This is a genomic window from Paraglaciecola mesophila, assembly GCF_009906955.1.
Classification (GTDB): domain Bacteria; phylum Pseudomonadota; class Gammaproteobacteria; order Enterobacterales; family Alteromonadaceae; genus Paraglaciecola; species Paraglaciecola mesophila_A.
This window is the reverse complement of the sequence record NZ_CP047656.1, coordinates 160,316-173,369: the sequence shown is the minus strand read 5'-3', so window position 1 is coordinate 173,369 and position 13,054 is coordinate 160,316. Positions and strand designations below refer to the sequence as shown.

General features: G+C 42.9%; 10 protein-coding genes. 7 read left to right on the top strand and 3 right to left on the bottom strand.

The window, feature by feature from the left end:
- Positions 1-83: 83 nt before the first annotated feature.
- Positions 84-1,481, top strand: coding sequence for an asparagine--tRNA ligase (gene asnS / locus FX988_RS00725; protein WP_160177879.1), 1,398 nt, complete (start codon positions 84-86; stop codon positions 1,479-1,481).
- Between the two features lie 238 nt (positions 1,482-1,719).
- Entirely contained in the window at positions 1,720-2,652 is a 933-nt protein-coding gene (locus FX988_RS00720; RefSeq protein ID WP_160177878.1) for a LysR family transcriptional regulator, read from the top strand.
- Between the two features lie 57 nt (positions 2,653-2,709).
- Here FX988_RS00720 and FX988_RS00715 read toward each other — a convergent pair whose 3' ends face one another.
- Positions 2,710-2,940 (bottom strand): hypothetical protein, encoded by a 231-nt coding sequence (locus FX988_RS00715; RefSeq protein ID WP_160177877.1) that lies wholly within the window; start codon positions 2,938-2,940, stop codon positions 2,710-2,712.
- A 179-nt stretch (positions 2,941-3,119) separates the two neighbouring features.
- Positions 3,120-3,476 (bottom strand): ribosome hibernation-promoting factor, HPF/YfiA family, encoded by a 357-nt coding sequence (gene hpf / locus FX988_RS00710; RefSeq protein WP_160177876.1) that lies wholly within the window; start codon positions 3,474-3,476, stop codon positions 3,120-3,122.
- 389 nt (positions 3,477-3,865) lie between these two features.
- On the opposite strand from hpf, the gene FX988_RS00705 reads away from it, so the two are divergent.
- The 5 genes from FX988_RS00705 (at position 3,866) to FX988_RS00685 (ending at position 12,378) form a co-directional block, all read left to right on the top strand.
- Positions 3,866-4,501: an SDR family oxidoreductase gene (locus FX988_RS00705; RefSeq protein WP_160177875.1), complete on the top strand. Its 636-nt coding sequence runs from the start codon at positions 3,866-3,868 to the stop codon at positions 4,499-4,501.
- Positions 4,502-4,803: 302 nt separating this feature from the next.
- Positions 4,804-6,324 (top strand): aldehyde dehydrogenase family protein, encoded by a 1,521-nt coding sequence (locus tag FX988_RS00700; RefSeq protein ID WP_160177874.1) that lies wholly within the window; start codon positions 4,804-4,806, stop codon positions 6,322-6,324.
- Between the two features lie 66 nt (positions 6,325-6,390).
- Positions 6,391-8,469: a 4Fe-4S binding protein gene (locus FX988_RS00695; protein WP_160177873.1), complete on the top strand. Its 2,079-nt coding sequence runs from the start codon at positions 6,391-6,393 to the stop codon at positions 8,467-8,469.
- Between the two features lie 196 nt (positions 8,470-8,665).
- Entirely contained in the window at positions 8,666-9,811 is a 1,146-nt protein-coding gene (nosP, locus tag FX988_RS00690) for a nitric oxide-sensing protein NosP (protein WP_160177872.1), read from the top strand.
- The gene (locus FX988_RS00685) at positions 9,808-12,378 is read left to right on the top strand and encodes a NahK/ErcS family hybrid sensor histidine kinase/response regulator (RefSeq protein WP_160177871.1); all 2,571 of its coding nucleotides are present in this window, start codon (positions 9,808-9,810) and stop codon (positions 12,376-12,378) included. The genes nosP and FX988_RS00685 overlap by 4 nt, the downstream gene beginning before the upstream one ends.
- Here FX988_RS00685 and FX988_RS00680 read toward each other — a convergent pair.
- Complete coding sequence (locus tag FX988_RS00680; protein WP_160177870.1) at positions 12,375-13,031, bottom strand: response regulator transcription factor; 657 nt, start codon at positions 13,029-13,031, stop codon at positions 12,375-12,377. The genes FX988_RS00685 and FX988_RS00680 overlap by 4 nt on opposite strands.
- Positions 13,032-13,054 lie beyond the last annotated feature (23 nt).

Sequence of the window (13,054 nt, the reverse complement as noted above, 5' to 3'; positions counted from 1 at the left end):
CGTGGCACTTCCGCTGAAAATAATGACATAATTTGGCTAAGCCAAAATTTAAATAGATACCCAAAGTGGTTTGGAGAGAAAACATGGCGCAAGCCCCAGTGGCAGATATTTTTGCCGGTCAATATTCAGTAGGTCAACAAGTCACAGTAAAAGGGTGGGTAAGAACTCGTCGTGACTCAAAAGCTGGCTTATCTTTCATCGCTTTACATGATGGTAGTTGCTTTGATCCCATTCAGGTCATCGCCCTGAATACCCTGAATAATTATGCCGACATTCAACGGTTGACCACGAGTTGCTCGATCATCGCCACCGGTGTTCTTAAAGAGTCTCAAGGTCAAGGCCAGTCCCTTGAAATTGAAGCCAGTGAAGTAGAAATTATTGGCTGGGTTGAAAACCCAGATACCTACCCTATGGCCCCCAAACGCCATAGCCTAGAATATTTGCGCGAGCATGCACATTTACGCCCTCGAACAAATGTTATCGGCGCGGTAACACGCGTGCGTAACTGCTTGTCTCAGGCGATTCATCGCTTTTTCCATGAAAACGGATATTGCTGGGTTAGCACGCCTATATTAACCGCTAGCGATACCGAAGGTGCCGGCGAAATGTTTCGTGTCTCAACGCTAGACATGATGAATGTACCTACCACAGAGCAAGGCCAAGTGGATTTCAGCCAAGATTTTTTCGGTAAAGAAACCTTTTTAACCGTATCAGGACAGTTAAATGGTGAAACCTATGCCACAGCAATGTCGAAAATCTATACCTTTGGCCCAACGTTCCGTGCTGAAAACTCAAATACAAGCCGACATTTAGCTGAGTTTTGGATGATAGAGCCAGAAGTCGCATTTGCCGATCTGAGTGATATTGCTCAATTGTCTGAAGACCTTCTTAAATACGTGTTCAAGGCGGTATTAGCGGAACGTGCAGATGACATGGCCTTTTTTGCACAACGTATCAATAAAGATGCTATTACCCGATTGGAAAAAGTGATAGAGCAAGATTTTGTGCGCATGGATTACACCGACGCTATCGAGATCTTGCAAAATTGCGGCAAGAAGTTCGAATTCCCAGTATCGTGGGGAGTCGACCTTTCGTCTGAGCACGAACGTTATTTAGCAGAAGAGCATGTTGGCGCGCCTATTATCATGCAAAACTACCCGAAAGATATTAAAGCATTTTACATGCGCATCAACGACGACAATAAAACCGTTGCCGCTATGGACGTACTTGCCCCAGGCATAGGTGAAATTATAGGTGGCTCACAACGTGAAGAACGCCTTGATGTATTCGATCGCCGCTTAGCCGAAATGGGCTTAAGTCAAGAAGACTACAGCTGGTATCGCGACCTTCGCCGTTATGGCACCGTTCCACATTCAGGCTTCGGTCTCGGTTTCGAGCGATTAGTCGCTTATGTGACTGGCATGCAAAATGTACGAGACGTCATTGCGTTCCCACGTACGCCGGGTAATGCGAATTACTAAAATTGTAAACCTTGTAAAAAAACCACCTGCTCCGGTGGTTTTTTTATACCTATCAGTAATAAACACCGTTTAACTATAGCTATATGTTTGAATTAACGTACTTTATTACATTTTTTCGCTGCAAAAATGCCTGACCAATCTATTAATTCAATGAATGTTCTGTATAATTCAACATTACCTCAAATGATGGACTATTTAGGCTACTCTAAGCCTAATCAGAGCGTAAAGTGAAAATACTATGAATTTAAATAGAATAGATCTTAATCTTTTTGCCGTGTTTGATGCGATTTATACCGCTGGCAGTCTAACCAAAGCCGCTGACGTTTTATGTATAACTCAACCGGCTGTCAGTAACTCACTCGCACGCTTACGAGAGATGCTAAACGACCCGTTGTTTGTTCGTACGGGCCATAGTATGACCCCTACTCCTGCGGCACAAAATATTATAGGGCCCGCCCGAGAAGCACTAGGGCTACTACGTAAAAGTGTTCAAGAGAGCCACACGTTTGATCCGGCAACGGCTGAAATTAGCTATAACTTCGCAGCCAGAGACCTACTCGAAGCCAGCATCATGCCAAGGTTAACGGCTAGGTTGCAGAGTATTGCGCCCAATATTACCCTGACGAACTATGATATCTCGCGCAGCAATATTGTTTCCTCCATGGCCAGCGGCAGTTTAGATTTCTATGCTGATGCCTCGTCAGCGTTTGTTGATCCACACCTGTGTAAGCAAAAGATTGCAGAAGATAGATTTGTTGTGATTGCGCGGCGAAACCACCCAGCACTTAGTCAAGGGCTTAATCTAGATACGTTCTTGCAACTGGGTCATATTAATATATCTCAGCGGCGAACGGGCGCAGGCCCAATCGATGTAGCGTTAGACAGATTGAATTTAAAACGCCGCGTCGTGATGAGAGGACAGCATTTCTTAACCGTTCCAGCAGTCATAGTCAAAACTGACTTAATTGCCTGCATTCCCTATCATTTGGCTAAACACTATGAATGCTCAATTTATGAGTTGCCATTTGAACTAGCACCTGTGGAGTATTTTTTGTATTGGCATGTCAGTGCCGATCACGACCATGCTCATATGTGGTTAAGGGAACAGATTGAAGAGGTGGTAACCACGTTTCATCCTAGCACCTCACAACCAAGTACCTCAGAACGCTAAATAAACTTAGGCCCATGTATCTATTCACATGGGTCTTTTATCTTACTTTCTCAGCGCTTAAATCTCTTCACCACCATATTGACGGGCTAAATCGTCTAGTTCTGAGCTCGTGTAATCAAAACCTTTTCCATCGAATTGATATTTAACGCTGACCGTATCAGAGCCTTTTGCCAATTTAGCTTTTACCGAAATATGACCTGACGAAGATGTCCAGTGTGTTAATTCGTTGAGGAACCGGTTCGCCTCTTGTCCACTGCCAAATTGAAATTGAAGTTCGTTAATCAACACTGTGCTCTCACATTAGGTTACTGAATTTATAAAGTAGCGGCAAACCACTGGATGGCGCATGGTAATCAACCCTCTGCTGAGTGTCTAGTATCGTGCGCAAGGCCATAGTAAGGTCGCTATTCTCCCATAAAAAAGCCGCTCAAAGAGCGGCTACGAATAAAACTAAGAAAACCTTATGCTTAGCGCAAATCCATCTCTTGAATTATCTCGTGCGCAATATCGGCTGTGGTGCATTCAGGCTTCTTGTGTAAATCGCCTTTCAACTGACCTTTACGATGTTTAAGGGCCGCGTCTAATTTTTTCGCCGCTTTAGAAATGGCTGGGTACATTACAGAATTTTCAGCTGAAGCAGAAATACGAGTGCCTTCATAGTGGGTGCTGATCTCTACATCAAACTCACCATGCTCTTTGGAAATAATAATATCGAGGGAAATTAGCGTTGGAAAGTGACTGGCTAATTTAGAGAATTTTTCGTTAACGTGCTCTTTTACGGTATCGCTTAAATCTACATGGTGACCTGAAAGATTTATTTTCATAGGTTTTCCTTTTGAATTAACGTTACTTCTTTACTGTACTTTTTCAATGTACATTTTCTTGTTGCTATAAACAGAGTTTGGGGCTGCGTTTTAAAAAACAAGTATTGTGTGATGAGATCGTTGTTTACTTGTTCACATTTAAAGCATGAACTCAAATAATGTGAAAAACGAACATTAATCGCTAAACCTTCGGTAAGTTTTCCTCCTGTTATCCTTTATCGCATAAATCGTCATGTAAATGCTAATAACGTCTTATTCATTGAAAAGCATTAATAAGACCCCAGTGTTATTAAGCCATGAGCAAAGATATGCTCAACTTTATAAAACCATCACCGTCATCATAAGCGGTTTTTTTACATGAGGAATACTAGACTTTAGGAGAACAACATATGAGTAAGACCTTGATCATAGGCGCTAGCGGGCAGATCGGAAAAATGGCCACTAAACAGCTCGTCACCAAAGGACACAAGGTAGTCGCACTTGTCAGAGATAAGGCAAAATTAAGTGACATAACGAGCGACCACTTAGAAATTGTAGAAGCGGATTTAGAACAGGACTTTAGTCACGCCTTTAAAGGGTGTAGCAATGTGATTTTTGCCGCAGGCTCTGGGGGCAGCACAGGGGCCGACAAAACTATGTTGATAGACCTATGGGCCGCATGCAAGGCAGCTGATTACGCCAAAACAAACACGGTATCGCAGTTTGTCATGATAAGTTCGATAGGAGCAGACGACCCAGCGCAAGGCTCAGATGAAATGAAACCCTATTTAGTCGCTAAGCACATGGCAGATGAACACCTGATTAATAGTGGCGTGCCCTATACGATTTTGCGCCCAGGAGGTTTGCAAAACGAAGAAGCCAAAGGCGGCTTCCAAACCACTAAACCTGATAGTCGAGAACAAATGGTTATCACCAGAGAAGACGTTGCTGACGCATTAGTGTTTGCCTTAGGCAATAAGCAATTGATCAATGCAGTATACGAGCTGTTTAACGGGGACCAAACTCTGGAGCAAGCTTTCGATTAGTCGATTGTCGTACCCTATGTGTATATTTTATTAAAATTCGCCCTCTTCATTTCTGAGGGCTTTTAGTCCCGCGATTGGACTATTTCAATCTACAATATCAACCCAGAAACACCCTATACCCCGCAGTAGACCTATATCCTACATCTAAAGTATGAGTTTTTTTGTGCAAAGGGAGCATGGTGCTTAGCGACGCTTGCCGCCTATTCTAGTACCCGAACTAACACATTGGCTTCATTCCTTAAGGGCAAATCCTTTAAATGAAACATAAGCTGAATTTTCCAGTCAATGATACGAGGTACATTATGATCTATGCAAACCCAGGCAGCGCTGATGCTGTAATCAATTTTAAAGAAAAATATGAAAACTTTATCGGCGGTGAATGGGTAGCGCCAGTTAAAGGTGTTTACTTTAAAAACCTAACCCCTGTTACAGGCGAAGATTTTTGTGAGATCCCGCGCTCTAGTGCAGAAGACATCGAACTAGCTATTGACGCTGCACACGCAGCAAAAGACACTTGGGGTAAAACCTCGGTGCAAGAACGCTCAAATATATTACTAAAAATTGCTGACCGTCTAGAAGAGAACCTCACCAAACTCGCGGTTGCAGAAACTTGGGACAATGGTAAGCCCATCAGAGAAACTATGGGTGCAGATATTCCATTGGCAATCGACCACTTTCGCTATTACGCAGGGTGTATTCGAGCTCAAGAAGGCACTCTTTCACAAATTGATGATAACACCGTGGCCTATCACTTTCATGAGCCAATGGGTGTTGTTGGGCAAATCATTCCATGGAACTTCCCTATTCTAATGGCCGCGTGGAAATTAGCACCTGCACTCGCTGCAGGAAATTGCGTCGTGCTTAAACCTGCCGAACAAACGCCTGCGAGTATCCTCGTATTGACTGAATTGATTGCGGATATCGTGCCCGCAGGTGTGCTTAATATTGTGAATGGATATGGCAAAGAGGCTGGCGAAGCCCTAGCAACCAGTACTCGGATCGCCAAAATCGCGTTTACAGGTTCAACCGCAGTAGGAGGCCACATATTAAAATGTGCAGCTGAGAACCTGATCCCTTCTACGGTAGAACTTGGGGGAAAATCGCCAAATATTTTCTTCAAAGACATCACCAATTTTGAAGACGACTATCTGGACAAGTGCGCCGAAGGTTTCGCATTAGGTTTCTTTAATCAAGGTGAAGTCTGTACCTGTCCTTCGCGTGCCCTTGTTCAAGAAGATATTTTCGACGAGTTCATGCAGCGAGTACTTGAAAAAACAAAGAAAATTATTCGTGGTAACCCTCTTGACGAGGCCACCATGGTAGGCGCTCAGGTATCGAAAATTCAGTTTGATAAAATTATGGGGTACATCGACATTGGTCGAGAAGAAGGCGCTTCAGTGTTAACTGGAGGGTTCTCTGAAGAATCAGCTCCGGCAATCGATGATGGTTACTATATTCAACCGACTATCCTTAAAGGCGACAATTCAATGCGTGTTTTCCAAGAAGAAATTTTTGGACCTGTCATTTCAGTAACAACGTTTAAAACGCCAGAAGAGGCAGTCGCTATCGCTAATGATACCGCGTACGGTTTGGGTGCCGGCGTTTGGACCCGAGATGCGAATTTAGCGCACAAAATGGGCAGAGCAATAGAATCAGGTCGCGTGTGGACCAACTGCTATCACCTATACCCGGCTCACGCAGCCTTTGGCGGATACAAAAAATCTGGTATAGGCCGCGAAACGCACAAAATGATGTTGGATCATTATCAACAAACCAAGAACCTGTTGGTTAGTTATGACACTGCTCCATTAGGTTTCTTCTAAGCTGAAGAAGTACATACCACCTGATTCTATCTACAGGTGGTATGTACATTTATTCGCTGATCCGATATGCGTATATCTTACCTATTTAATTACCTAGCGCTGGGTATTGGCACGCTGATGTTCCTTTTTTCAGGGATCAGTCGCGCGGACACAGTCCCTAAGAACATCGCACAATTATTTCCAAGCGCAACCAGAATCGACGCACCGCTTGAAGACCTTGCCATTACGCCTGTATATCAATTAAATGAATTATTGGGATATACCTTTGAGTCCGACGATTTCACACAATTTATTGGGTTCTCAGGCCAAACAATTAACCTTCTCATCGGTTTAGATACCAAAGGTATCATCACGGGTATCAAGGTTTTAACCCACAATGAACCGATTTTTTTGCACGGCTTGGGAGAAGAAGCGATGTTCACCTTTATCGCCCAATATCCTGGACACTCAATCAAAGAACGTTTCATTATTAATAGTCGTGAACAACACGCAGAAGACACTACCTACTTTGATGGTGTCACCCGAGCGACAATTTCCGTGCTTGTTATCAATGACACCATCATTGCTTCGGCACTTAAGGTTGCTAGACAAAAGCTTGACGGATTTTTAGCGACGCAACCTCATCAAATTAAACAAGATTTCTATCAACCTTTAACCTTCAATCAACTGCTCGAAAAAAAATATATTCATCAATGGGTAGTAAGCACAAAAGAGGCAATGAACATATCGTCAAAGCTCTCGCAAACAGTTAAAAGCTTAGCGGATGGCCATGATGACTTTATTGATATTTACGCAGCATTCGTCAATATCCCCATAATCGGAAGAAATCTATTGGGTGACGAAGAGTACATACGACTTTTAGAAGAATTGTCACCCGGTGAGCATGCGTTGATGCTGTTCACCAAAGGACAATATTCTTTCATTAGTAAAGAATTTATTCCCCAAACAACCTCCAGTCGATTAAGCGCTGAACAAGGTGGGTTTCCCGTAGATGTACGAGACATAGATTTTTACAGCTTCTACCCACCAACATTTGCTTTAGCATTACCAAAATTTAAAGATCAACGTGTGTTCCGCATCAAATCTCAATCGGGATTTGATATCAGTCAACCGATCAATTTAAACCTATCCGTGACTTACCAATCGTCATTCTTGAATCAACAGGAACATACTTTTTCTTATACAAGTGCCCCAAGTGCAGACTTGTTTGAAGTAACACCTGATGACTTAAGTAAAACCAGCCAACTACCGTTATGGCAACAAATATGGTTAGATCGAGCCGCGCAAATTGGCCTCACCGTGCTTTATCTGCTACTCGTTCTGTGGGTGTTCGTTACTCAACGTTCTCTGGCTACAAGCCAGACCAATGTGCATCGACTGCGTTTCGCCTGTTTAACGTTTGTACTGCTTTATGTCGGTTTCTACGCTCAAGGCCAACTTTCGGTGGTGAATATTTACACTCTACTCCTCGCCTTGGGTACCGATTTCAACATCACGGTCTTTTTACTCGATCCCGTTATTTTTATATTGTGGGTATTTGTGTTCGTGACCGTATTTTTATGGGGTCGAGGGGTGTTTTGTGGTTGGCTTTGTCCTTTTGGCGCACTTCAAGAATTTATGGCTATGCTGGCAACGAAGCTACGTATTCGCCAACTAAAAATATCACCAAAGCATCACAAGTTAGCCCAGAAGTTAAAGTATTGGATACTTTTAGGGCTAGTGGGAAGTTCGTTCTATTCCCTGACCATGGCGGAAAAGCTAGCCGAAATTGAACCCTTCAAAACATCGATTACATTAAACTTTATACGCTACTGGCCATTCGTTCTTTATGCTCTGCTATTGCTGGTTCTGAGTTTGAAAATTCATAAGGTGTACTGTCGTTATTTATGTCCTTTAGGTGCAGGCTTGGCTGTGCTTGGACGTTACCCTTTGTTTAAATGGCTAACGCGCCGCAAAGAATGTGGCAGTCCTTGTCAACTTTGTCGCAATAAAAAATGTGGGATAGACGCTATCGAGCCTACTGGTAACATTAATTATACTGAATGTATTCAATGTCTTGAGTGCCTTGTTACCATTGAGAGTCCCCAACTTTGTGTCGTAGACAAATACAATAAAAAATCATTGAAAATACGAGAAGTAAAATGAAGCAACACATAGAAAATAACCGAGATTGCGCTAGTTTTTTTACAAAATCAGTGAAATTTGAACACAGTCCAAACGCTAATATTTAAGCGACTCATCCGCTTTGGTAAAAGCATTTTGCACTATATGATGAGAAAAGAGAGCTGTCGTCACGTAGTACTAGGCCTCGGATCGCAACACACAATAAAGGCTTTAAATAATGTCCAATATAAAAACAATAACAGCCATTACCCGCTCCATTGACCCAGAGACTGCTGCCCAGGAATTACGTCAACAACTGTCGGATCCTCACATTGCATTTGTACTTTTTTATTGCTCATCAGTGTATTCGCTAGAGCGCTTAGCAAACAACATGGCGTCTGCCTTTGTCGACGTTGATTTAGTCGGTTGCACCACTGCCGGTGAAATTACCCCTAATGGCTATGAACAACATTCGATTATCGCCATTGGCTTTAGCGCTTCTCATTTTGCAATCAGTGCTCAAATTGTTGAGTCAATGGAGAATTTCACCTTAATAGATGCACAAGAAACGATTAATAGGTTAACCGAAAATTGCTATGTCAAAAACCTTGCTGCAATTAAAAATAATTCCTTCTTATTGACGTTACTCGATGGTTTATCTGCCGATGAAGAACAATTTTTGGTGACTCTTAATTCTGCCTCAGGGGGCATACCACACTTTGGCGGCTCTGCTGGTGATGATATACATTTAGCCACCACCCATGTGTTTTATCAGGGATCCTTCTATCAAAATGCAGCTATTGTGCTAATGGTAAATACCACATGTGCCTTTGAAGTATTTAGTTGTAACCATATCAAATTCCCCACCAGTAAAGTCGTAGTAACGGATGCGAATGCTGACAGTCGTACCGTGTTTGAATTAAATGCTGAGCCGGCTGCACTGGAGTACGCACGGTTATTAAATGTAACAGTAGAAGAGCTAAGTCCAGAGTTATTCGCTCTATATCCTTTGGCGGTTAAAGTAGGAGGCCAATACTACATCCGTTCCATTCAAAAAGTGAATGAAGAAGACTTGAGTCTGACCTTCTACTGCGCCGTAGATGTAGGCATTGTGCTAAGTACGGTAGTAATGGATGATATTTTCACATCACTTACCAGCGAATTGACACGCATGACCTCTCAGTACGGTGAACCTGAACTAGTTTTGACCTGCGACTGTTTCTTACGCCGTCTCGAAATAGAGCAGCGCGAGCAACTTGAACAAGCTAAGCTCCTCCAGCAACGATACAACATTCGTGGCTTCAACACCTATGGTGAACATATTGATGGCACGCATCTAAATCAAACGTTTACCGGCGTATTTATCGCCGGAGGTAACGAATGAGCGAGCAAGATTTACAGCATGAGTTAACTCTGTTGAGGGCTGAAAACACCAAGCTAAAAAAAATTAACGAAGCACTAATTTCAAGAGTTGAACAAGGTGGTGGTAATCAATATGCGCCATATGCAGCGTTTGAACATTCCGTGCACTTAGCCGAACAAGTCAGAGAAAAAACCCAAATTTTAAATGAAACTTTAGCAGAGGTCGAACATAGTCACCGCGCACTTAAGCAAGCCAATGAAGATGCCAATATCTTTAAACAACGTTTTATTGATGCTATAGAAAGTATCTCTGAAGCTTTTGTACTGCTCGATAGTGATGGGTTAATACTGCTGCAAAATTCTAACTTTGCGACGTTCTGGGGTAAGACAGGGTTGGCCATCCAAGAAGGTGCCAACTTTAACGATTTGAAAGATAGAGCAAAATCTAGCGGCATGATCAGGCGGGCAAGCCCGGGGGGCGAACAAAGCAGTCCTGTGTACCAATTGGCCGATGGCCGCTGGTTTCAATTAAACGAGCGACGCACGAGCGAAGGCGGCTGGGTGATGTTGTATACAGACATCACAGATGTCAAAGTTGCCGAAACGGCGCGCTATGAACAAGGCATGATCCAAAAGTCGATGCTGCTGCAAGGCTTAATAGACAACTTATCCCAAGGGGTTGTCATGATCAGTAACACCAATCAAATTGAAGTATGGAATAACCGGTTTGTACAAATGAGTCAGCTCTCTCCTAACCAGTTGCGATCCATGCCCTACTTTCAGCATTTAACTAATTTAACCGAATTGGAACTTGGCGAACGGCCGCGCAATAAAGACGGTTACTATGTACAAACCCTATCAAACGGCACCGTATTAGAAATACGCGACCACAGATTACTCAACGGTAAATTGATTAAAACCTATACGGATATCACTGTTCGACATCGCTATGCGGAATCACTAGAAAAGAGCGAACGTTGGCTACGACTGATCACCGATAACGTACCCGCCATGATCGCGTATATTGGCAGTGATTTAAAATTTCAATTTACTAACCAAGTCTACGTGGATTGGTACGGTTGGCCCCAGGGTAGCTTAGACGGTGAATCAATCAAAGATAGTCGAGTAGATTCTGATTACAGCCAGCTACGGCCCTATATTGAACTGGCCCTAAAAGGGGAAAGTGTCAGCTTTGAAATAGCGGAAAAAAATCACGCCGGTGAATCAAGGTATTTGCTAAAGTCTTACGTACCTAATCGCAATAGTGAAGGTAAGGTACAAGGATTTTTTGTTTTAGTTAGAGACGTAACCGAACGCAGGCGTAACGCACTCGCCTTGCAAAAAGCCCACGACCAACTTGAAATTCGCGTGGCTGAGCGCACATCACAGCTTAAAAGCCTCAATGATGAACTCATCATCGAGGCGGAAGAACGCAGGCTTGCACAGGTCAACCTTACCACGGCTAAACGAGAAGCTGAGTTTGCCAACATTTCAAAAACAAAGTTTCTTGCTGCAGTGAGTCACGACTTGCTGCAACCGCTTAACGCGGCACAACTTTTTACCAGCTCATTAGGCGAAACACTTGTCAATGAGAAGGCTCTCCCGCTCGTCAATTCATTAACGAATTCGCTAGATGATTTAGAAAATTTGATCAGTACGCTTATAGACATCTCAAAGTTGGATGCCGGCGTAGTCAAAGCAGATAAAGGAATATTTAAACTCTCAGAGTTGCTAGATAACCTGGCCAATGAATACCGACAAGCCACCGGTCAATACAATATCGAATTGCGCTATGTGCCATCAAACATCATGGTATATAGCGACAGCGTTTTACTTGCACGCATTTTACGTAATTTTATGTCGAATGCGTTTCGGTATGCCGCTCAAGGTAAGGTGTTATTAGGGTGTAAACGCAGAGGAGATCACGTCGCAATTGAAATATGGGATACCGGCTCCGGCATTGCACAAGACCAACTCACCGAAATTTTTAAAGAATTTAAACGCTTAAAACCATCCCAAAGCGCCTTTGGTAATGGGCTCGGTTTGGGACTGGCCATAGTCGATAAAATTGCTCATGTGCTAGGCCATAAAATTACTGTGAACTCTGTATTAGGCAAAGGCTCGGTATTTTCAGTTACCGTGCCCATATGTGCTAAGCAGGATCCGCCGAAACACTTAGCCAACGCGCAGACCTTTGTTAGCCCAACAGACTTTTCACATTGCCGAATTTGGTTAGTCGATAACGACATCAGTGTTTGCAAAGGAATGTCGCATTTACTCACCGGCTGGGGATGCCACATCGTTACCGCCGTGAGCATAGAGGAATTAAAGAGAAAAGTAGATATTGCTCACGATGAGGTGGATATCCTTATGGTAGATTATCACCTGAATGATGGTGAATTAGGCGTAGATGTCGCACACCATATTAATCAAACTCGGCGCAGCGCCCTACCCACTATCATGATCACAGCTAACTACAGCCAATCACTCAAAAACGAGATCAAAAACAGCAAAATATTATTGCTCAATAAGCCGGTCAAACCCATGAAACTGAAAACATCTATGCTTTATCTGTTACGAAAAGCTTAACGTTTCAAATATTGATTAAAATCGATATCACCGCAACCTACCACCACTTTAACTCGGTTCGTAGCGCCTAATTTTTTAAGGATTGATGAAACATGAGACTTAATCGTTGTCTCTGAAATATGCAGATTATAAGCAATCTGTTTATTGGCCTCACCTTTCGTTAAATGCTTTAACACGATAAGTTCACGGCGAGTCAATAGTGATATTTTTTCAGGAGAAATTTCGCATTCATTTGTTTGGTTATCAACCGTTTGAGAGCGCATTATATTTGGCGGTAAATAAACATTCCCTTCGAAAACACTTTGAATTGCTTCGCCAATCACTTGCTTTGAGGAAGATTTAGCAATGAATCCAACAGCACCATAAGAGAGAGTCTGCAGTATTTTTTGCTTTTCAGTTTCAGCCGACACAATAACTACTGGCGTGGTTGGGCATTCATTGCGAACATCCAATAGCCCATTGAGGCCCGTCATGCCGGGCATGTTCAAATCAAGCAAGATTAAGTCTATCTCGTCATTGTTTTTAACTAACTCAAGCGTTGATTCTATATCTTCTGTTTCATAGGTTGTAGAGCCCGGAAACGCAGAACTGATCGTATTGATTATCGCTTCACGAAATAAAGGGTGATCATCAGCAACGAGAATTTTATACATGAGGCTTAACTCTATGTTTTAAA